The 20625-nt window shown below is 70.4% G+C and carries 19 protein-coding genes and 1 other RNA gene; 14 read left to right on the top strand and 6 right to left on the bottom strand.

The window, feature by feature from the left end; translation table 11 throughout:
* Positions 1–216 precede the first annotated feature (216 nt).
* From JI746_RS01450 to JI746_RS01430, 5 genes are all read left to right on the top strand, one after another.
* Positions 217–1164, top strand: coding sequence for a LysR substrate-binding domain-containing protein (locus JI746_RS01450; RefSeq protein WP_201686994.1), 948 nt, complete (start codon positions 217–219; stop codon positions 1162–1164).
* Positions 1165–1320: 156 nt separating this feature from the next.
* A complete protein-coding gene (locus JI746_RS01445) occupies positions 1321–2208 on the top strand; it encodes an amino acid ABC transporter substrate-binding protein (RefSeq protein ID WP_201686993.1) in 888 nt (295 codons plus the stop codon).
* 64 nt (positions 2209–2272) lie between these two features.
* Complete coding sequence (locus JI746_RS01440) at positions 2273–3034, top strand: amino acid ABC transporter permease (RefSeq protein ID WP_201686992.1); 762 nt, start codon at positions 2273–2275, stop codon at positions 3032–3034.
* Position 3035: 1 nt separating this feature from the next.
* Positions 3036–3698 (top strand): amino acid ABC transporter permease, encoded by a 663-nt coding sequence (locus JI746_RS01435; protein WP_201686991.1) that lies wholly within the window; start codon positions 3036–3038, stop codon positions 3696–3698.
* 31 nt (positions 3699–3729) lie between these two features.
* Positions 3730–4467 (top strand): amino acid ABC transporter ATP-binding protein, encoded by a 738-nt coding sequence (locus JI746_RS01430; RefSeq protein ID WP_201687284.1) that lies wholly within the window; start codon positions 3730–3732, stop codon positions 4465–4467.
* Here JI746_RS01430 and JI746_RS01425 read toward each other — a convergent pair.
* A complete protein-coding gene (locus JI746_RS01425; RefSeq protein WP_201686990.1) occupies positions 4445–6568 on the bottom strand; it encodes an ATP-binding protein in 2124 nt (707 codons plus the stop codon). The two genes, JI746_RS01430 and JI746_RS01425, sit on opposite strands and share 23 nt — an antisense overlap.
* Positions 6569–6717: 149 nt before the next feature.
* Between JI746_RS01425 and pyrC the strand changes: the two genes are divergently transcribed.
* The 5 genes from pyrC to rnpB all read left to right on the top strand — a co-directional run bounded on the left by pyrC (position 6718) and on the right by rnpB (position 10603).
* Positions 6718–7755, top strand: coding sequence for a dihydroorotase (pyrC, locus tag JI746_RS01420; protein WP_201686989.1), 1038 nt, complete (start codon positions 6718–6720; stop codon positions 7753–7755).
* Positions 7752–8471 (top strand): NYN domain-containing protein, encoded by a 720-nt coding sequence (locus tag JI746_RS01415; RefSeq protein WP_201686988.1) that lies wholly within the window; start codon positions 7752–7754, stop codon positions 8469–8471. Before pyrC ends, JI746_RS01415 begins: the two co-directional genes overlap by 4 nt.
* The gene (locus tag JI746_RS01410; protein WP_201686987.1) at positions 8471–9238 is read left to right on the top strand and encodes a DUF3025 domain-containing protein; all 768 of its coding nucleotides are present in this window, start codon (positions 8471–8473) and stop codon (positions 9236–9238) included. The genes JI746_RS01415 and JI746_RS01410 overlap by 1 nt, the downstream gene beginning before the upstream one ends.
* A gap of 69 nt (positions 9239–9307) precedes the next feature.
* Entirely contained in the window at positions 9308–10177 is an 870-nt protein-coding gene (htpX, locus tag JI746_RS01405; RefSeq protein WP_201686986.1) for a protease HtpX, read from the top strand.
* A gap of 92 nt (positions 10178–10269) precedes the next feature.
* An RNA gene (gene rnpB, locus JI746_RS01400) (RNase P RNA component class A) lies at positions 10270–10603 on the top strand.
* A gap of 20 nt (positions 10604–10623) precedes the next feature.
* Here rnpB and JI746_RS01395 read toward each other — a convergent pair.
* From JI746_RS01395 to JI746_RS01385, 3 genes are read right to left on the bottom strand one after another with little or no spacing between them, the layout of a single operon-like run.
* Complete coding sequence (locus JI746_RS01395; protein ID WP_201686985.1) at positions 10624–11718, bottom strand: M48 family metallopeptidase; 1095 nt, start codon at positions 11716–11718, stop codon at positions 10624–10626.
* Complete coding sequence (locus JI746_RS01390; protein ID WP_201686984.1) at positions 11718–12926, bottom strand: YjgN family protein; 1209 nt, start codon at positions 12924–12926, stop codon at positions 11718–11720. Before JI746_RS01390 ends, JI746_RS01395 begins: the two co-directional genes overlap by 1 nt.
* A 40-nt stretch (positions 12927–12966) precedes the next feature.
* Positions 12967–14601 carry an MBL fold metallo-hydrolase gene (locus tag JI746_RS01385; RefSeq protein WP_201686983.1) on the bottom strand — a complete coding sequence of 545 codons (1635 nt, stop codon included), beginning with the start codon at positions 14599–14601 and terminating at the stop codon, positions 12967–12969.
* Positions 14602–14627: 26 nt separating this feature from the next.
* Between JI746_RS01385 and JI746_RS01380 the strand changes: the two genes are divergently transcribed.
* Entirely contained in the window at positions 14628–15608 is a 981-nt protein-coding gene (locus JI746_RS01380) for a tripartite tricarboxylate transporter substrate binding protein (protein ID WP_201686982.1), read from the top strand.
* A gap of 79 nt (positions 15609–15687) precedes the next feature.
* Here JI746_RS01380 and JI746_RS01375 read toward each other — a convergent pair whose 3' ends face one another.
* Positions 15688–16227: a carboxymuconolactone decarboxylase family protein gene (locus tag JI746_RS01375; RefSeq protein WP_201686981.1), complete on the bottom strand. Its 540-nt coding sequence runs from the start codon at positions 16225–16227 to the stop codon at positions 15688–15690.
* 43 nt (positions 16228–16270) lie between these two features.
* Between JI746_RS01375 and dapF the strand changes: the two genes are divergently transcribed.
* From dapF to JI746_RS01360, 3 genes are read left to right on the top strand one after another with little or no spacing between them, the layout of a single operon-like run.
* Positions 16271–17140 (top strand): diaminopimelate epimerase, encoded by an 870-nt coding sequence (gene dapF / locus JI746_RS01370; RefSeq protein WP_201686980.1) that lies wholly within the window; start codon positions 16271–16273, stop codon positions 17138–17140.
* 1 nt (position 17141) lies between these two features.
* Entirely contained in the window at positions 17142–17837 is a 696-nt protein-coding gene (locus JI746_RS01365; protein WP_236599471.1) for a DUF484 family protein, read from the top strand.
* A 5-nt stretch (positions 17838–17842) separates the two neighbouring features.
* Positions 17843–18763 carry a tyrosine recombinase XerC gene (locus JI746_RS01360; RefSeq protein WP_201686979.1) on the top strand — a complete coding sequence of 307 codons (921 nt, stop codon included), beginning with the start codon at positions 17843–17845 and terminating at the stop codon, positions 18761–18763.
* A gap of 102 nt (positions 18764–18865) precedes the next feature.
* Here the strand turns inward: JI746_RS01360 and JI746_RS01355 are convergent, their stop codons facing one another.
* Positions 18866–20617, bottom strand: a complete 1752-nt coding sequence (locus tag JI746_RS01355) for a sensor domain-containing diguanylate cyclase (RefSeq protein WP_201686978.1) — start codon at positions 20615–20617, stop codon at positions 18866–18868.
* Between the last annotated feature and the right edge of the window lie 8 nt (positions 20618–20625).

Genomic DNA, 20625 nt, shown 5'->3' with positions numbered 1-20625 from the left:
CGAACGCGCAGGTGGCAGGACCAGCTCGGGACTATCCGGCTCTGCGACATAAAGGAGGAGGCGCGGGCGTGGTGCCAGCACGGGCAACGCGTCTCACCCGCGCCGGGGGACAGTCGCTGAGACGGATAGTCCCGGGCTGGTCCGGCGGGAAGGCAACAGGTGCTCGCCAGCGATGGTGGCGAGAGTCACCTGCGCTCGGATCGCCATAATCCCCCGATGGAAACCAAATGGCTGGAAGACTTCGTCAGCCTTGCCGAAACGCGTAGCTTCAGCCGCTCGGCGCAGTTGCGCCACGTCACGCAGCCTGCGTTCTCGCGCCGCATCCAGGCCCTGGAGGCGTGGGCGGGCACGGACCTCGTCGACCGCAGTTCGTATCCGACCCGTCTCACGCCCGCGGGCGAGACGCTCTACGCGCAGTCGCTGGAGATGCTGCAGGCGCTGCAAAGCACGCGCGCCATGCTGCGCGGGCACGCGTCGGTGGGCCACGACGTGATCGAGTTCGCGGTGCCGCACACGCTGGCCTTCACCTTCTTTCCGGCCTGGATGTCCAGCCTGCGCGAGAAGTTCGGGCCGATCAAGAGCCGCCTGATCGCGCTGAACGTGCATGACGCGGCGATGCGCCTGGTGGAGGGCAGTTGCGACGTGCTGATCGCCTACGACCACGCCGCGCAGCCGCTGCAGCTCGATGCCGGCCGCTATGAAGTCGTCACGCTCGGCCAGGAGACGCTCGCGCCCTACTGCAGGCCGGACGGCACCGGCGAGCCCGTGTTCCGCCTGCCCGGGCGCAGTGCGCAGCCCCTGCCTTATCTCGGGTACGCGCCCGGCGCGTACCTGGGGCAGGTGACGGACCTGCTCCTGAAGCAGGCCGGCACCGCCATCCACCTCGATCGCGTCTACGAGACCGACATGGCCGAGGGCCTGAAGGTGATGGCGGTGGAAGGCCACGGCATCGCCTTCCTGCCCTACAGCGCCGTGAAGAAGGAGTTGCGCGCGCACAAGCTGGTGCCCGCCGCGCCGGCGGACCTGGGTGCCCTGGCGGTGACCATGGACGTGCGCGCGTACCGCGAGCGCCCCGGCGGCAAGCACACACCCAAGGGCACGGCGCAGGCGCTGTGGAACTTTCTCGTGAACGAAGGCGGCGCTGCCTCGCTCCTGAAGGAATAGCAGCCCCGCGGCGGTGGCATGCCACCGGGCATAAACCCTGCTTACGAGGGCCGCTTGCTGGCCCTAAGCTGTCGGCGCCCGGGGCCGCCGTCGCCCCCTGCCCGGCTCGGCCTAGAATTTCCGACCGGGTTCCAGTTTCAACAACAGGAGATTTGAATGAAGATGAAGTATCTGCTGGCTTTCGCTCTCTCGGCCTTTGCAGCCAGCGGCGCTTTCGCCCAGTTGACCGACACCCTCGCCAAGGCCAAGGCCGCCGGCAAGGTGGTCATGGGCACGCGTGAGTCGTCTGCCCCGCTCGCGTACACGCTGGGCGGCAACCAGTTCACCGGCTACCACGTCGAACTGTGCCAGCGCATCCTGAAGGCAGTGCTCCCGGGCGTGCCGGTCGAATACGTCGCCGTGACTTCCGCCAACCGCATCCCGCTGGTGCAGAACGGCACCGTCGACATCGAGTGCGGCTCCACGACGAACAACGTGGCCCGCCAGAAGGACGTCGCCTTCGCGCTCACCACGTACGTGACCGAAGTGCGCACCGCGGTGAAGGCGAACTCCAAGATCAACTCGGTCGCCGACCTGAACGGCAAGACCGTCGCCACCACCACCGGCACCACCTCCGTGGCGCTGCTGCGCAAGAACAAGCGCGCCCAGGGCATCCAGTTCAACGAGGTGTACGGCAAGGACCACGCCGACAGCTTCCTGCTGCTCGAATCGGGCCGCGCCGACGCCTTCGTGATGGACGACAACATCCTGGCCGGCCTGATCGCCGGCTCGAAGAGCCCGAAGGACTTCAAGATCGTCGGCGAGACGCTGAACGTCGAACCGATCGCGATCATGATCCGCAAGGACGACCCGAAGTTCAAGAAGGCGGTGGACGACTACATCCGCGGCGCCATCAAGGCCGGCGAGATCGACCTGCTGTACAAGAAGTGGTTCCTGCAGCCGATCCCGCCGAAAAACGTGGCGGTCAACCTGCCCATGGGCAGCGTGCTCAAGAGCCTGCTGAAGACGCCGTCGGACGCGCCGGCCGAAGAATTCAACAAGTAAGCGACGCCCCGCGCCGGCCGTGATGCGGCCGGCGCCCCGATAACAACAACGAAGAGGACGGACCATGGCCCTGGAGTGGCAGGTCTTTTGCCAGGACACGATCGAGCGGACCGCGGTGGCGGGCTGCTTCGGCAGCGGTGGCGCCACGGGCACGCAGACCTACCTGGACTGGCTGCTCCAGGCCTGGGGCCAGACGGTGCTGGTGGCGGCGCTGTCGCTGGTCGTGGCGCTGGTCGTGGGATCCGTCATCGGCACCTTGCGAACCCTGCCGGAGAGCCCGGTGCTGGTGCGCATCGGCAACGTCTGGGTCGAGTTCTTCCGCAACATCCCGCTGCTGGTGCAGATCTTCCTCTGGTACCACGTGGTGCCGGTGCTGCTGCCCTTCTTCGCCCACACGCCCAAGCTGGTGCTGGTGGTGATGGGGCTGGGCCTGTTCACCTCCGCGCGCATCGCCGAACAGGTGCGTGCGGGCGTCCAGGCGCTGCCGCGCGGGCAGCGCTACGCCGGCATGGCGATGGGCTTCACCACGGTGCAGTACTACCGCTACGTGCTGCTGCCCATGGCCTTCCGCATCATCGTCCCCCCGCTGACCAGCGAGGCGATGAACATCTTCAAGAATTCCTCGGTGGCGTTCGCGGTCTCCGTGACCGAACTGACCTTCTTCGCCCAGCAGGCGGGGGAGGAGACGGCGCGCGGCATCGAGATCTACCTGGCGGTCACGGTGCTGTACGTGATCTCCGCGTTCGCCATCAACCGCGTGATGGCCTTCATCGAGAAGCGCGTGCGGGTGCCGGGCTTCGTGGCCAGCACCGGCGGCGGGCACTGACATGCTGGATTTCAGCGTCTTCACCCCCGCGGTCTTCCAGGCCTACATCCTCAACGGGCTGTACTTCAGCCTGGTGCTGACCCTCGTCGCCACGCTGGGCGGCATCGTGTTCGGCACGATCCTGGCCCTGCTGCGCCTGTCCGGCATCAAGCCGCTGGAACTGGTCGCGGCCACCTACGTCAACGGCATGCGCTCCATCCCGCTGCTGATGGTGCTGCTGTGGTTCTTCCTGATGGTGCCCTTCATCATCGGGCGGCCGATCGGCGCCGAGCTCACGGCGGTGATCACCTTCATCGCCTTCGAGGCGGCCTACTTCAGCGAGATCGTGCGGGCCGGCATCCAGTCGATCTCGCGCGGGCAGGTGTTCGCGGGCCAGGCGCTGGGCATGAGCTACGGGCAGAACATGCGGCTGGTGATCCTGCCGCAGGCCTTCCGCAACATGATCCCGGTGTTCCTCACGCAGACCATCATCCTGTTCCAGGACACCTCGCTGGTCTACATCATCACCGCGCACGACCTGCTGCACGGCTTCACCGTGGCGGGCAACAACCTGAGCCGGCCGCGCGAGTCGTACATCCTGGCCGCCGTCATCTACTTCGTGATCTGCTTCAGCCTGTCCTGGATCGTCAAGCGCGTGCAGCAGAAGATCGCGATCATCCGATAGGGAAAGAACGCCCATGAGCGAATTGCAACCGATGATCGACATCCGCAACGTGTCGAAGTGGTATGGCCCCGTGCAGGTCCTCAGCGACTGCACGGCGCGCATCGACAAGGGCGACGTCGTCGTGGTGTGCGGCCCCTCCGGGTCCGGCAAGTCCACGCTGATCAAGACGGTCAACGGCCTGGAGCCGATCCAGAAGGGCGAGATCTTCGTCAACGGCGTGCAGGTGAACGACCCCAAGACGAACCTGCCCAAGCTGCGCAGCCACGTCGGCATGGTGTTCCAGCACTTCGAGCTGTTCCCGCACCTGTCGGTGACGGAGAACCTGACCATCGCGCAAGTGAAGGTGCTCGGGCGCTCGCAGGACGAGGCCAAGGCGCGCGGCCTGAAGATGCTCGATCGCGTCGGCCTGATGGCGCACAAGGACAAGTTCCCCGGCCAGCTCTCCGGCGGCCAGCAGCAGCGCGTGGCGATCGCCCGCGCGCTGTCGATGGACCCCTACGTGATGCTGTTCGACGAGCCCACCTCGGCGCTGGACCCGGAGATGGTGGGCGAGGTGCTGGACGTGATGGTCGGCCTCGCCAAGGAGGGCATGACCATGATGGTGGTGACGCACGAGATGGGCTTCGCCCGCAAGGTCGCCAACCGCGTGATCTTCATGGACGTCGGCGGCCGGCTGCTCGAGGACTGCAGCAAGGACGAATTCTTCGGCCAGATGGAGGCGCGCCAGCCGCGCACCAAGGACTTCCTCAACAAGATCCTGTCGCACTGAGCGGCTGCGGGCGCGCCGCCAGCAGCTCGCCCAGGCGCCGCGCCAGCACGCCGGCATCGACCGGCTTGGGCAGCACGGCCAGGCGCAGGCGTTCCGCCTCGGGGATGCGCTCGGCATAGCCGGTCATCAGCAGCAGCGGCAGCGCCGGCCAGCGCTCGCGCAGCAGGCGCGCGAATTCCACGCCGTCCATGCCCCCGGGCATGACGACGTCGCTCAGCACGGCATCGAAGGCGCCTCCCTCCTCCAGCAGGGCGAGCGCCGCGCGCGGATGGTCGCAGTGCACCGGGCGGCATCCCAGGGATTGCAGCAGGGCCAGCGTGGCGGCGGCGACCTCGAGGTTGTCTTCCACCAGCAGCACGTCGGCGTCCAGGTCCTGCACCGCATCGTTGGCCGCCTCGGGCGCCGGCGTGCCTTCGCGGGCCGCTGCGTGGGCCGGGAAGAACAGCTGCACCGAGGTGCCGGCGCCGGGCGTGCTGTGGATCTCCACCCGCCCGCCGGCGCGCACGCACAGGCCCTGGACCTGGCTCAGGCCGAGCCCGGTGCCGACGCCGACCGCCTTGGTCGTGAAGAAGGGCTCGAAAACGCGCGCCAGATGCTCGGGTGCGATGCCGCTGCCGGTGTCGGTGAAGCTCAGCACCACCAGCTCGGGTCCGGCGCCCGGCGCCGCGGGCCGCACGTCCAGCGTCACCTTGCCGCCTTCGGGCATCGCGTGGCGGGCGTTGATGGCCAGGTTCATCAGCGCGAGTTCGAGCTCGCTGGGATCGAGCAGCACGGGCGGCGTGCCGGGTGCGACGCGCGCCTCGACCTGCACGCGGCTGCCCAGGAGCGTGCGCAGGAGTTCGCCGTCGGCCTCGAGCCGCTGCGCGAAGTCCACCGGCTGCGGCACGAGCGGCTGCCGGCGCGTGAACGCCACCAGTTGCCGCGTGAGCTTGGAGCCGGCCTGCACGGCCTTCTCGATGGCCTGCAGCGCCCGCGGCGGCGGGCCACCGGCGGACTGCCTCGACAGGATGCTGGCGTTCATGCTCACCACCATCAGCAGGTTGTTGAAGTCGTGCGCCACGCCGCCCGTGAGATGGCCCAGCGCCTCGAGCTTCTGCGAGTGGTGCAGGGCGGCCTCCACCTTCTCGCGCTCCAGGTATTCGTGCTGCAGCCGTTCGGCCATCGCGATGTTCTGGCGCGTGCGGCGCAAGGCGGTGAAGGTCGCCAGCGCCAGGATCGCGGCCAGCGGCAGCACGAAGCCAGCCAGCACCAGCGTGTCGGACCTCCAGTCGGCCAGCGCGGTTTCCTCGTCGATGCCGGCATGCACATAGGCCGGGTACTTGCCGACCTTGCGGTAGGCGGCGATGCGGGAGCGGCCGTCGACGGTGGACACGGAATGCAGGGTGCCCGCCGCCTCGCCATCGGACATGGCCTTGCGGATCGGGCTGGCGGCGGGCAGCGCGTCGCCGGGCGCGAGGTCCAGCGGCCAGCGGGCCAGCACGCCGCCATCGCGCTGCAGCAGGGTGTGGACGATGCCGCTGCCCTCGGGCGAGATCTCGGCGTAGAAGCCCCGGAAGTACTCGGCGCTCACGGCCACGACCACCCGGCCGGCCGGGCCGCCGCCGGCCCCCTCGCGGCGGCGGCTCACCTCGAAGAAGAGGTCGCCGCTGCGCCGGCTGCTGGCCAGCAGTTGCCCCGCGCCGTCCGCCAGCCACACCGCGTGGACCTGCGGGAGGCCGGCCGTCATGCGGTCCAGGGCCGCCTGCAGCGGCACGGCGCGGCGGCGGATCTCCTCGGTCGACAGGCCTCGCACGAGGTCCTCCACCCGCGCCAGGAGCATCTCGTTGGTCTCGAACACCTTGAGCGCATGCTCGTGGGCGGTGCGCGCGAGCCGCTCCACGCGGCGCTGCGTGTCGGTGACGGCGAGGGTGCGCGTGTGCAGCACCACCGCGGTGAAGAGCACCGCCGGCAGCAGCAGCGCCATGACGGTGGCGCATTCCAGCCACACGACGGCGCGCCGCCACGGCACGGCGCGCGGGCGGGGCGCGGCGGCTTCCGGCGGGACCCCGGCCGCGCGCGGCGGCAGGTCGGACGGGGATCGAAGCGTGTCGGAATAGAGCATGGGGAGGCCCGGGCCGGGCTCCCCGCGGGCGGATTCCGCGGCATGGCACCCGCTGGAACCACGCGATTCTTGGCGCAAACCGCGGCATTGCACTGTCGCCTGCGTTTGCCCGACAAAGTCGGGGGGGCATGCAGTGGGACAATCGCGCGATGTCCGAAACGCTCTCCATCACCCGCCCCGACGACTGGCACCTGCACGTGCGCGACGGCGCGGCCATGGCCTCGGTCGTGCGGCACTCCGCCGCGCAGTTCGGCCGGGCGCTGATCATGCCCAACCTGAAACCGCCGATCATCACGGCGGCCATGGCCAATGCCTACCGCGAGCGCATCCTGGCCGCCGTGCCCAAGGCCTTCGGCTTCCAGCCGCTGATGTCGCTGTACCTCACCGACAAGCTGCCGCCCAGCGAGATCCCGCGCGCCAAGGCCGCCGGCGTCGTCGCCGTCAAGTACTACCCCGCCGGCGCCACGACCAACAGCGACATGGGCGTGACCTCGCTGCGCAAGACCTTCCACACGCTGGACATGATGCAGCGCGAAGGCATGCTGCTGCTGGTGCACGGCGAAGTGACGGACCCGGCCGTCGACGTCTTCGACCGCGAGGCCGTCTTCATCGACAAGGTGCTGGTCCCGCTGCGGCGCGACTTCCCCGAACTGAAGATGGTGCTGGAGCACATGACCACGCGCGAGGCCGTGCAGTACGTCACGGAGGCCGACGCGTACATGGCCGGCACGATCACCGCCCACCACCTCCTGTACAACCGCAACGCGCTGTTCGTGGGCGGCATCCGGCCGCACTACTACTGCCTGCCCGTCCTCAAGCGCGAGGACCACCGGCGCGCGCTCGTGTGGGCGGCCACCAGCGGCAATCCCAAGTTCTTCCTCGGCTCCGACAGCGCCCCGCATGCGGCCCTGCTGAAGGAGCACGCCAGCGGCTGCGCCGGCTGCTACACCGCCTTTTCCGCGATGGAGCTGTACGCCGAGGCCTTCGAGGCCGCCGGCGCGCTGGACAAGCTGGAGGCCTTCGCCAGCTTCCACGGCGCCGACTTCTACGGCCTGCCGCGCAACACGGGGCGCCTCACGCTCCGCAAGCAGCCCTGGCAGGTGCCCGAGTCGCTGCCCTTCGGCGAGGCGCAGGTCAAGCCGCTGCGGGCGGGCGAGATGCTGGCGTGGCGGACCTTCGTCGAATGAGCGCGGCCGAAGCGCGGGCGGGCGATGCCGCCGCCATCCTGATCGACGCCGACAACCTCTCGCCCACGGCGGTGGAGCAGGCCTTCACGCACATGGCCCACCAGGGCTGGCGCGTGACGCTGCGCCGCGCCTATGGCGGCCACGAGAAGCTCGTGGGCATGAAGGACTGCCTGCTGCGCCACGGCGTGCGCTCGCTGGTGAACAACGGCAAGGGCACCACCGACGCACTGCTGGTGGTCGACGCGATGGACCTGCTGCACGAGGGGCGGCTGCCGCCCGTGGTGGCGATCGCGTCCAGCGATGCCGACTTCGCGCCGCTGGCGGTGCGCCTGCGGGAAGCCGGCCACTGGGTGATCTGCTTCGCGCAGAGCGGGAAGTCGGCCGACCTCGATCTGGCCCGCTGCTACGACCAGCTGATCGCGGTGGAAGGCTCGCCGGGCGCGCTCGAGGCGTCACCGCCGGCGCCGCCGCCGCGGCCCGCGCGCAAGACGCCGGCGCGCAAGAAGGCCGCGCCGCCGCCGCCGCCGGACCCGGTGCGCGAGGTGCTGGAATCGCTGGAGGGCTTCCGCCAGGGGCGCGAGATCGCGATGAACGAAGTGGTGAAGCGCCTGCGGGCCGCCGGCCTCATGGGCAAGAGCGCGACGGGCCCGGCCTTCCTGCGCAAGAACGCGCCGTACGTGGAGCTCTCGCCCAACTACCTGCGCCTGAAGGACTGATGCAGGTCGACTGGGCCGCGCCGTGGTACGCCCCGTGGCGCCGGCCCGGCGAGGTCGTGGCCGGCGCGCTCGCGGGTGGAGCGGCGTTGCACGACGCGCTGAATGCGGCGGGCCCGGCGCCGGTGCGCTTCGTGCCGCAGGAGGCGCTGCCGCCCGCAACTGCGTACGAAGCCTTCATCCAGGCCAGCGGAACGTGCCCCGTGCGGCCGGGGCTGCACGACTTCTTCAACGGCCTGGTGTGGCTCGCCTTCCCGCAGGCCAAGGCGGCGCTCAATCGCCTGCAGGCCGAGGAGATCGCCCGCGGCAGGGTGGTGCGGCGCGGGCCGGTGCGCGACGCGATCACCGTGTTCGACGAGAACGGCGCGCTGCTGCTTGCGCCTGCCGCGCTGTGGCAGGCGCTGCGCGAGCGCGCCTGGCGGCGGCTGTTCGTCGACCTGCGGCCGCTGTGGGCGCAGGCCCGGCTGGTGATCTTCGGCCATGCGCTGCTGGAGCAGCTCGCCGCGCCACGCAAGGATCTCACCGCGCATGTCTGGTGCCCCGGGCCGGCCCTGGGGCCAGGCGCGGACCTGGACGCCTGGCTGGCCGCGCAATGCAGGCCGGACGTTCTCGCCGCCAAGCCGTTCACGCCGCTGCCGGTGCTGGGCGTGCCCGGCTGGTGCGCCGGGAGCGAGAACTTTTCCTTTTATGATGACTCCCTCGTATTCCGTCCACGCAAGACGCCAGAACCCATAACAACGACAACGTCCGCGGGCCCTGCGCGCTCTTGATTTGCGGCTGGTCCAGCCTCATCTGGTCGCGGGGGTGAACGTGTTCCACCCTTCGGAGTCTTCCAAGCAATGAAACGCATCTTCCTGTTCGTGCTGACCAACCTCGCGGTGGTGGTGGTGCTGGGCGTCGTGTCCAGTCTCCTCGGCGTGAACCGATATCTCACGGCGAACGGGCTGAACCTCGGCTCGTTGCTGGTGTTCGCCTTCATCATGGGCTTCGGCGGCGCGATCATCTCGCTGCTGATCTCCAAGCCGATCGCCAAGTGGAGCTCCGGGGTGCAGGTGATCTCCGGCAACGAAGGGCCCGACGAGGCCTGGATCGTGAACACCGTGCGCCGCTTCGCGGACCAGGCCGGCATCGGCATGCCCGAGGTCGGCATCTTCCAGGGCGACCCCAACGCCTTCGCCACCGGCGCCTTCAAGAACAGCGCGCTGGTCGCCGTGTCCACCGGCCTGTTGCAGGGCATGACGCGCGACGAAGTGGAAGCGGTGATCGGCCACGAGGTGGCGCACATCGCCAACGGCGACATGGTCACCATGACGCTGATCCAGGGCGTGATGAACACCTTCGTGGTGTTCCTCTCGCGCGTGATCGGCTACCTGGTGGACGGCTGGTTGAGCCGCGGCGAGCAGCGCTCCGGCCCCGGCATCGGCTACTGGGTGACCACGATCGTGCTCGACATCCTGCTCGGTTTCCTGGCGGCGATCATCGTGGCCTGGTTCTCGCGCCAGCGCGAATTCCGCGCCGACCGCGGCTCCGTGCAGTTGCTGGGGCGCAAGCAGCCGATGATCAACGCGCTCGCGCGCCTGGGCGGCATGGTGCCCGGCGAACTGCCCAAGGGCCTGCAGTCCATGGGCATCACCTCCGGCGTCGGCAAGCTGTTCTCCACCCACCCCCCGATCGAGGAGCGGATCGCGGTGCTGCAGCAGGCCGCGTAAGCCGCAGGCTTCAACGTCACCCCCGCGCAGGCGGGGGCCCAGAGAAGAGCCCGCGCATGCGGGCTCTCTCCCCTCTGGGATAATCGCGCCGTGAAGCACGCCAGGCCGTCGCTGGTGCACCCGCCGAAAGGCCGCACTGGAGGAACGTCCGGACTGCACAGGGCAGCGTAGCAGGTAACACCTGTCCACCGCGAGGTGAGGATCAGAGCAACAGAGACGAGTCTTCCGTGCCGCGCAAGTGGTGTGGGAGGGTGAAACGGGCAATCTCTACGCGCAGCAATACCAAATAGGCCAGCGTTGATGCGGTCCCGCGGAGCTGGCGGGTAGGTAGCACCGAGCCGGTGGGGCGACCCCCGGCCCAGATGAATGACGGTCACGCCTGGGCGACCAGGCGCACAGGATCCGGCGTATCGGCGGGCTTCACACTATCTTCCTCGAAAGCGCGTTCAGCGGCACGCTGGTGCGTGCCCCTCCTTCAGGTCCCGCGCGCGCTGCGCCGTGTCCGGGTGGCTGCTCAGGAGGTTCATCCAGGCGGGCGTGGCGAGCTTCTCGCCGCCGGCCTTGCCCTCGATCGCGAGCAGCAGGTCGGCCATCGGCGCGCCGGGCACGCCCGCCTGCCGCATCAGCGCCGCCGCGAAGCAATCCGCCTCCGTCTCGTGACTGCGCCGGTAGGCCAGGCCGGTGAGCATCGAGGCGCCGGTGGAGACCACCGTGGAGACGTCGCCCAGCGCCAGGCCGAGGCCGACGTTCAGCACCCCTTGCTCCACGATCATGCGCGTCGTGTGGCGATGCATGACGTGGCCGACCTCGTGCGCCAGCACGCCGATCAGGGCATCGTCCGGCAGGTTCTGGCGGGCCGCTTCCTGCACCAGGGCATCCGTCATCACGAGGGTTCCGCCGGGCAGGGCGAAGGCGTTGGGCGGCAGGCCGGAGCGGAATTGCAGGACCAGCGGCGGCGCGTAGGTGCGATAGCGCCGCAGCGCCGGCGCGACCTGCGCCGCCAGGGCGTCGAAGCGCGCGCGCAGTTCGGCCTGGCGCTGCGCCGGCAGCTTGCTCGGATGCAGCCAGGCCATGTCCATGTCCGCCAGCACGCGCTGCGACAAGCCCAGCTCCCATTGCAGCGGCACCTGGCGCGTGAGCTGCGTCGCAGCCCAGGGCGTGCCCCAGCGGTAGAACGCCAGCAGCGCGCCCGCCGCCAGCACGAACATCAGCAGGAAGGCGCTCCAGCGCGTCTGCATGCGTTGCGCGAGCGGCGCCTCGTAGCCGGCGGCCTGCAGGGCAGCCTGCCAGCCGGCGACGTCCTCCACCTCGAGGCTGCCGTGTTCGCGCAGGTCGACCACCAGCTTGCGCGCCGCGCGGCGGCGGCTCCAGGCTTCGGGCAGGCCGATGTCGCGCTGGCGCAGCGGCGGTGGCGCCGGACCGCCGTCCAGCGCCTGCAGGCTCAGGGTCGGCCCGCCGGCTCCCGGGACGAGCCGCACGTGCACCTCGCGCGCCCGGCTGCTGCGGCCGTCGAACCAGGCGCCGCGCAGCACGTCCGGCATCAGCCGACCAGGCCCAGGCCCACCGCGTCCGCGATGGCGTCGCCCAGGCCCTGTTCCTCGCGCGCGAGCTGGCCGGCGAGCTGGTCGAGGCCGCCCTTGACGTGCAGCGTCACGGATTCGCTCTTCATGCGGTATTCGCTGACCACCGCAAAAGGCCGGAAGAAGCCGAGGCTCAGGATCGTGAGCAGCACGTTGCGGATGCGCAGCCCCACGTAGCGCCTGGCCTGCAGCCCGCAGCGAAAGCGCGCCACCTGGCTGACGCCGATGTTGTTCCACACCAGCTGGAAGATGCGCGCCTCGCGGTACGCGCGCGCCGGCGCCGAGGCCAGGAACAGCAGCAGCACCGAGGCCAGGCCGATGGCGATGCCGACCAGGATGGCGAGCATGCCCATGCCGCGCAGTTTCGGCAGCAGCGCGAAGGAGCCGCCGAGCGCCACCGCGAACAGCGCCGCGATCACCAGCACGGTGAGCAGGAACACGCCCAGCGTGGCGAGCCAGATGCGCACGAAGTCGCCGAACACGGGCTTCCAGCGTCCGGGCTGGCCGCCGATGCGACCCCGCAGCACCATCAGGCTCTTGTAGTTGTACTCCAGCCGCATCAGGCACCAGAGCGAGACGAGCAGCGCACCGCCGGAAGCGGCGAGCAGCACCGGCGCCAGGGCGCGACGGTGCGCCGCGGGCGACAGGCCTTGCGGCACCAGCGCCGCCGACAGCAGCACGGCGGCGGCCCAGGCGAGGGCCATCACGAACAGCGGCCAGCTTGCGCGGTAGACCTCGCCCCAGCCGGCGGTGAATTGCAGGCGCACGCCGCGCCAGCGCGTCGCGTTGAAGCGGAAGCGCATCGCGCTGCCCCACAACCAGGGCGCCAGCGCCGCGGCCCCGAGCAGCATGAGCGAGGCCACGGTGTCCTGGCCGGTGCGCGAGGCGGTCTTGAAGGTCGCATACAGCACGACCAGCAGCACGAAGCCGATCACCATCTTGCGCTGCTGCGCGGTGAATTCGAGCGGGCTGTCGGCCACCAGCGTGTGGCCGTAGAAGTACTGCGCCGTGCGCCGGCGCGCGAAGGGCGTGTAGAAGCCCACCGTGAGCACCGAAAGCAGCACGTTCACGATCCAGACGCGGAAGTACTCGCCCCCGCTGCCCGTGAATTCCACCCGATGGGCGTCGATGCCGGGCCGCCTGCCCGGGCTCGTTGTCTTGTCCGCCATGCGCCTCCCAGCCCCCCGGGCCAGTGTAGCCGCAGGCCCTTCAGCCAACCAGTTGCAAAGCCTCGATGCGTTGCACGTGCGCCAGCAGGGAGCGCCTGGCCACCGGCCACATCCGCGGAGGCACGTCCGTATAGGCGAGCTCCACCCAGTCGTCCAGGGTGCCGTTGGGCCGCTGGCGCATGGCCGCGATCACCTTGGCCTCGCGTTGCAGCCGGTGGTTCCTGAGCGTCTCGATGGCCCGGCGCGCGTGCCCCAGGACGTGGCCGTGCGCGGGCAGGATGAATTCGATGCCGAATGCGTCGCAGGCGGCGATGAGGCGCTCCAGCGAATCCAGGTAGGCGCTCATGTCGCCGTCCGGCGGGTCCACCACCGTGGTGCTGCCATTGAGCACGTGGTCGCCGGAGAACAGCAGGCCGTCTTCCAGCAGCACCAGGCAGACATGATTGGCGGCGTGGCCCGGCGTGTGGATGGCGCGCAGGCTGTGCTGGCGGCCGCCGCCCGACACGGCCAGCACCTCGCCGTCGCCCAGCACGCGGTCCGGCGTGAACTCGCTCGCCGCGCGCGCCGTGGGCGCCGAGGGCAGGCCGTAGATCGGCGGCGGCGTGCGGCACAGGGCCTGCAGCGGCCGCGCGCCCGGCGAGTGGTCCGGATGCGAGTGCGTGCAGACGATCAGGCGGATGTCGCCGCCGGCGGCGCGCCAGATCCGCTGCTGGTGCTCGGGCTCGTCCGGGCCCGGGTCGATCGCGATGTAGCCGGTGTCCGGATCGCCCACCAGGTAGCCGTTGGTGCCCGGCCCGGTCATCACGCCGGGGTTGGGGGCGGTGACGCGCGTGACGTTCTTCAGCAGCGGCACGGCAGCGTCGGTGCGCCAGTCCAGGTGGTGCAGCAGCTGGCCGTCGGGGCAGACCAGCGCCAGCTCGCCGAACTGCATCTCGTGTTCCATGAAGCGCGCTTCGGCACCCTGGACGAAGCCGGCGCGCGGGCAACTGGTCCACAGCGGCTGTTCACTGGCGCAGGCGGCCAGCACGGCGTCCACGTTCGCATGGGCGCGCAGGCGCTCCAGCGTGCGAATGGTGGGGAACACCATGAAGAACTGCCCGGCGTGGTGGCGCTCCAGCGCATCGGCAGGGCGCACCCACACCGGCTCGAACTGCTCCGCCTCGTCGGCGACGGGCAGCTGGCCGGCGGGCATGCGCGCGACCAGGAAAGGAACGTCGAAGCGGCGCGGCAGGTCGCGGTCGGTGATCCATTCCGCGAGCAGGAAGACCTCGTCGGCGGCGAGCACCAGGCCGCGCTCGCGGCACTGCGGCAGCAGCGGCGCGTGCCGGTCGAGGCCGGCGAGTTCGTCCGGGTGGACCGGACGGCCGTCGGCATGCCGCGCCAGCAGCACCCCCAGCTCCTCGAAGCTCTCGCGGATGGCGGCGATGGCCTGCGTCAGGCGCTCGTCGGACTGGGTCGGCCGGCGCACGGCCGCTGCGTGCGCCTGCGCATCGCCGGGGTCGATCACGCCGCCGGGGAACACATAGGCGCCGGGGGCGAAGCTGGCCGTGGCCGAGCGGCGCGTCATCAGCACCTCGAGGCCGGTCCCGCCGTCGCGCAGCAGCAGGACGGTGGCCGCCGCCCGGGGCACTGCGGGTTCACGCTGAGGGTGCAGAAGCTGGCTGGCTCTTACCATGCCGGCGATTACATCATGGAGGCCCCATGAAGACGTCCCGCAGGTGGTTTGCCGCGCTCGCCCTGCTGGCCTGCGCGTGGCTCCCGGCCCAGGCCCAGACCCAGACCGGCGACTGGCCGAAGCGCCAGCCGATCAAGCTGGTGGCGGTCTTCCCCCCGGGCGGATCGGTCGACCAGGTCTCCCGCATCCTGGCCCAGCAACTGACGCACCAGCTCGGACAGACCGTGATCGTCGAGAACAAGGTGGGCGCCTCCGGGGTGATCGGCACGCACTACGTGATCGCGGCGCCGCCCGACGGCTATTCGTATGCGGTGGTGTTCGACACCCATGGCGTCAACCCGAGCCTGATGCCCAGCATGCCCTACGACACCCGCAAGGACATCGCGCCGGTGATCGTGATCGGCACGGCACCCATGGTGATCGCCACGCCGGCGGCTTCCGAGTACAAGACCTTCGCCGAGGTGGTGGCCGCCTCGAAGGCGAAGAAGAACATCAGCTTCGGCTCGGTCGGATCGGGCAGCCTGAGCCACCTGGCCATGGCCATGCTGGTGCGCCGCGGCGGGCTCGACATGACGCACGTGCCCTACAAGGGCGGCGGGCCGCTGATGCAGGATGCCGTGGCCGGCCACGTGCCGCTGTCGGTGGCCTCGGTGTTCGTGACCAAGCCGCACCTCGACAGCAAGCGGCTGCGGCCGCTGGCCGTGACGACCGCGAAGCGCTCGCCCGAACTGCCCGACGTGCCGACGGTGGCCGAGAGCGGTTTCCCCGGCTTCGACGCCCGCGCCTGGTGGGGCGTGCTGGCCTCGGCCAAGGTGCCGCCGGAGATCGTGCGCCGCATGAACGAGGAGATCAACAAGGCCCTGCAGGTGCCCGAGGTGGCCGAGAAGCTTTCCGGCCAGGGCATCAGCCTCATGGGCGGCAGCACCGAGGCCGCCCACGCCTTCATCGACCAGCAGCTCGATACGTGGGCGGCGGTGGTGAAGGAGAACAACATCAAGTCGGAGTGAGGTTCGGCGTTGAGCGTTAGGCGTTGAGCGAGGGGGCCGACCTCACGCCCAACGCCGAACGCCGAACGCCCAACGTGCCTCACTCCTCCGGCGCCACCCCCAGCGCGACCAGGAAGCGCGCGACCATGTTGTAGGTTGCGATGGTGGCGGTGATCTCCACCAGTTCCGGGGTCGGGAAGCGCTCCTGCATCGCGGCGAACAGCGCGTCGTCCACCTTCACGTCGCGCGTCATCTGCAAGGCGTAGCGGGCCACCAGCGCCTCGTCGCCGGCCAGCCCCTGCGGCTCGCCCTGCGCGCCCGCGCGCAGGAAGGCCTGCAGCGCGTCCAGCGTGGCCTGCGTGCCGCCCGCGGCGAGGTAGTCCGGCGCGTGGTGGTGGTACTCGTAGTGGGCGCCGGTGACCAGGGCCACCGTGCAGATCCCCAGCTCGCGCAACTGGCGGCTCGCGCCCAGGCCGGTGCGCACCGCCTTCAGGTAGGTGTTCCAGCCGCGCGCCAGCGGCTCGCTCCAGAGCAGGGCGCGGTCCAGGTTCAACAGCGTGCCGCCGCGGCGATCGACGATCGCCTGGACCAGGTCCTGCGGCTGCGGCTTGCGTTCGGGGGTCCAGTCGGGGATGCGCATGTCTCGCCCTCGTTTGCGGTGGAGCCCGGAGGATAATCGCCGCATGCGCATCCGCTTCACCAAGATGCAGGGCGCCGGCAACGATTTCGTGGTGCTCGACGAAACACGCCAGCGCCTGGAGCTCTCGCCGGCCCATTACCGGCAGCTCGCCGACCGCCACTTCGGCATCGGCGCCGACCAGATCCTCAGCGTGCGGCCGTCGCCGGCCCCCGGCGTCGACTTCGAATACGTGATCCACAACGCCGACGGCGGCCAGGTGGAACAGTGCGGCAACGGCGCCCGCTGCTTCGCCCGCTACGTCGTCGACAAGGGCCTGGCCCGCGGCCAGCGCATCCGCGTGCAGACGCTCTCCGGCGTGATCGAGCCGCAGCTCAACCCCGACGGCCGCGTCACGGTGGACATGGGTGCGCCCGTCTTCGACCTGCCCGCCGTGCCCTTCGACGCCGCCGGCCTGAGCCCGCACCGCGAAGGCGACTGGCACCAGTGGCACCTGGCGCTGGAGGTCGACGCCGAATCGGAGATCGTCGCCGTGGCCGTGCTGTCCATGGGCAATCCGCACGCGGTGCTGGAAGTGGCGGACGTGGAGCAGGCGCCGGTGCACGGCCAGGGCCCGGCCATCGAGCACCACCCGCGCTTTCCGAAGCGCGTGAACGCCGGCTTCATGCAGGTGGTCGACCGCGGCCGCATCCGCTTGCGGGTGTGGGAGCGCGGCGTCGGCGAGACGCTCGCCTGCGGCACCGGCGCCTGCGCCGCGGTGGTCGCCGGGATCCGGCTCGGGCGGCTCGACGCGCGCGTGGACGTCGAGACGCGCGGCGGCCTCCTCACGATCGAATGGGCCGGCGGCGACGCGCCGGTGCGGATGACGGGGCCGGCCATGACGGTCTTCGAAGGCGAAATCGAATTGCAGGAATGACATGGTCAACGAAGAACCGATGAACCCGATCACGGAAGACGACATCGCCAACTGGCTGGCCAACAATCCCGCGTTCTTCGAGCGCCACGCGCAGCTGCTGGCGAGCGTGCAGCTCACCAGCCCGCACGGCAACCGCGCCGTGAGCCTGCAGGAGCGGCAGGCCGAGATGCTGCGCGACAAGATCAAGGCGCTGGAGCACCGCATCATGGACATGGTGCGGCACGGCAACGAGAACATGGTGATCTCCGAGCGCGTGCACCGCTGGGCCCGCTCGCTGCTGCTGGTGACGTCCTCGCGGGCGCTGCCGGCCACCCTGGTGGCCGAACTGCAGGCGCAGTTCATGGTGCCCCAGGTGGCGCTGAAGGTCTGGGACGTGGACGAGCGCTACCGCGAGGAGCCGTTCGCGCAGGGCGTGAGCGAGGACGCCAGGGCCTTCGCCACTTCGCTGCAGCAGCCGTATTGCGGCATCGTCTCGGGCATCGAGGCGGTGGGCTGGCTGGACCAGCCGGAAACGGCGGTGTCGCTGGCGCTGGTGCCCTTGCGCGCGGGAGCGGTCAACGGCGTCGCGCCGGCCTTCGGCATGCTGGTGCTGGCCTCGCCGGACGCGCAGCGCTTCCAGTCCGGCATGGCCACGGACTTCCTCGAGCGCATCGCGGAGATCGCGAGCGCCGCGCTGTCGCGCCTGCGGCCCCGCTGATCGGCATGGACGACAGCGGGCTGGTCGAGCGCTACCTGGAGCACGTCCGCGTCGAGAAGCGGCTGGCCGCCCGCACGGTGGAACTCTATGCGCTGGACCTGCAGAAGCTGGCGGAGAACGCCGGCAAGGCGGGTGTGGCCCTCACGCAGGTGCACAACGCGCACGTGCGGCGCTGGGTGGCGCAGATGCACGGCGGCGGCCGCAGCGGGCGCGGGATCTCGCTGATCCTCTCCGGCTGGCGCGGCTTCTATGCCTGGCTCGGGCGCGAAGGCCTGGTGCCGAGCAACCCGGTGCAGGACGTGCGCGCGCCCAGGGTGGCCAAGCCGCTGCCGAAGGCGCTGAGCGTGGACGAAGCCGTGCAGCTCGCGCAGTTCTGCGAGGACGCGGCGGATCCGTGGCTGGAGGCGCGCGATGCAGCCATCGTCGAACTGCTCTATGGCTGCGGGCTGCGCGTGGGCGAACTGGTCGGCCTGGACGGGCAGGCGAGCTCCGCCGCCCGGGGCTGGATCGACCTGCAGGCCGGCGAGGCGCACGTGCTGGGGAAGGGGAGCAAGTGGCGCATGGTGCCGGTGGGCGCCAAGGCCATCGAAGCGCTGCGCCACTGGCTGGCGCTGCGTGCGGGCGGACCGCACGCCGACGCGGCGGCGCTGTTCATCGGGCGCAACGGCACGCGCCTGAGCGCGCAGGCGATCTGGGCGCGGCTGAAGCGGCGCAGCCTGCAGGCGGGCCTGGCCACGCCGGTGCATCCGCACATGCTGCGGCATTCGTTCGCCAGCCACGTGCTGCAGTCCAGCGGCGACCTGCGCGCCGTGCAGGAGCTGCTGGGGCACGCCAACATCGGAACCACCCAGGTCTACACGCGCCTGGACTTCCAGCATCTCGCCAAGGCCTACGACGCGGCGCATCCGCGGGCGAAGAGGAAGTAAAAGGGCCGTCATTCCCGGGCCCCTCCGTCATTCCCGCGCCCCTCCCGTCATCCCCGCGCCCCTCCCCGTCATTCCCGCGCAGGCGGGAATCCACTCCCCACCTCAGATCGCGGCAGCGACCGTGTGCAGCCCGCCCGACCGCGACAGCATGAACACCGCCCTGCGGCTGTCCGCCGGCGCGCTCGCCAGCAGCAACTCGAGGCGGCCGATCAACTGGGCGGGATCGGAGCCATCCATCGGGATCAGCGCCTGCGCCACGCGCACCTGGGCCGACCATTCGAGCGGATGGCCCTTGAAGGGCATCAGGCAACGCGCCACGATGCGCGGCCCCGCCTCGGCCACTTCGTCGGCGTGCAGCGGGCCTTCCAGCAGCACGCCGAAGCGGTGCTCCGACAGCCGCGCGACGGTGTCGATCTCGCGCGCCACCGACAGCAGGCGGCCGGCCACGCGCAGCGTGAGTTCGCGCGCCGAATCCGGATCGAACTGGCGCTGGATCTGGTCGATGTTGGAGATGTCCACCAGCAGCATGGCGCTGCGGAACTTCAGCCGCTGCGAGCGCGCGATCAGTCGCACCAGGCGCTCGTGGAACACGGCGGCGTTGATCAGCCCGGTGGAGGGGTCGATGCGGTCCAGCCCCTGGATGCGGCGCGCGTGCTCGCGGCGGTGCTGGCTGCGCAGCACCATCACCAGCAGCAGGATCGGCAGTTCGGCCGCGATGGCCAGCTGCATGCCGTGGGTGGTCCAGAAGCCCACCGGGATCAGTCCGGCTGCCCGCGCCACCGGGAACAAGGCCCCGATGGCTACCGGCGCGGCGCCGACCAGCAGCCACGGTGCGTAGCGGTCGCCGCGCAGCGCGCTCCAGACCACCACGCCCAGGCCGGCGACGGTCTCGGCGACGAAGTAGACGGCGATCATGCGCAGCCGGTCCATCACGTCCGGCGTGAGCATGAGGTAGATGGACAGCGGCAGCGACAGCAGGCCGGCCGTCATCAGCAGGCGATAGAGCAGCCGGGAGCGTTCGCGCAGCGACACGAGTTCGGCCAGGAACAGCTGCAGCGAGGCGATCGCGAACACCGGCAGCACCTGCGGCGCCATGTCGTTCCACCAGGGCCACTCGCCCCACAGGTGCAGGCCTGCCAGGCCGGTGATGGTGGCCTGCGTCAGCGCCATCAGCACGGCCGACAGGGCGTACAGGCTGTAGACGTGGTCCTTCAGCGTGATGGCGCCGGCCAGCGAGAGCATCACCGCCAGCACCACCAGCCCGAAGTAGACGCCGAGCGCGAGCGCCATGCCCTGCTCGTTGCGCATGATGTAGTTGTCGCTGACGAACTGCATCGGCGCGCCGAAGATCGTGCCGTTCTGCACGCGCACGTAGTGCACGCGCGGCTCCTGCGGCGAGACCACGATCGGCAGGAGGGGGTGGCGGTGCGGCAGCGGCCAGGCGGAAAGGGGCAGGCTGTCGCCGGCGCCGCGGCCCGTCCAGGCGCCGGCGGCGTTCTGCACGAACAGGCTGACGCTGTCGACGCCGGGGTAGGGCACCTCGAGGTACCAGCGCTCGGTGCTGGGCGTCGGCGGCACGGTGAAGCGGATCCACAGCGCCTGGCCGCCATCCAGGTGGTAGATCTTCAGGTCGCTGGTGGCGTGCCAGGCGATGCCGGCATCGGCGGCCACGTCCTCGACGCGCTTCGTGCCGGACGCGTCGACCCAGGCTTCGCCGGAGTCCTGCAGCATGACGGGCTGCCGCGCCGGATCGAACGCCAGCGTGGAACGTGCCGAAGCCGCACCGGCGACGCCCAGCGTCACCAGCCACAGCAGCGCCACCCAGACCCGGCAACCCCGGGCGAACCACGCCATCGACCCTT

The organism is Ramlibacter alkalitolerans (assembly GCF_016722765.1).
GTDB lineage: Bacteria > Pseudomonadota > Gammaproteobacteria > Burkholderiales > Burkholderiaceae_C > Ramlibacter > Ramlibacter alkalitolerans.
This window is presented reverse-complemented; position numbering and strand designations above follow the sequence as displayed.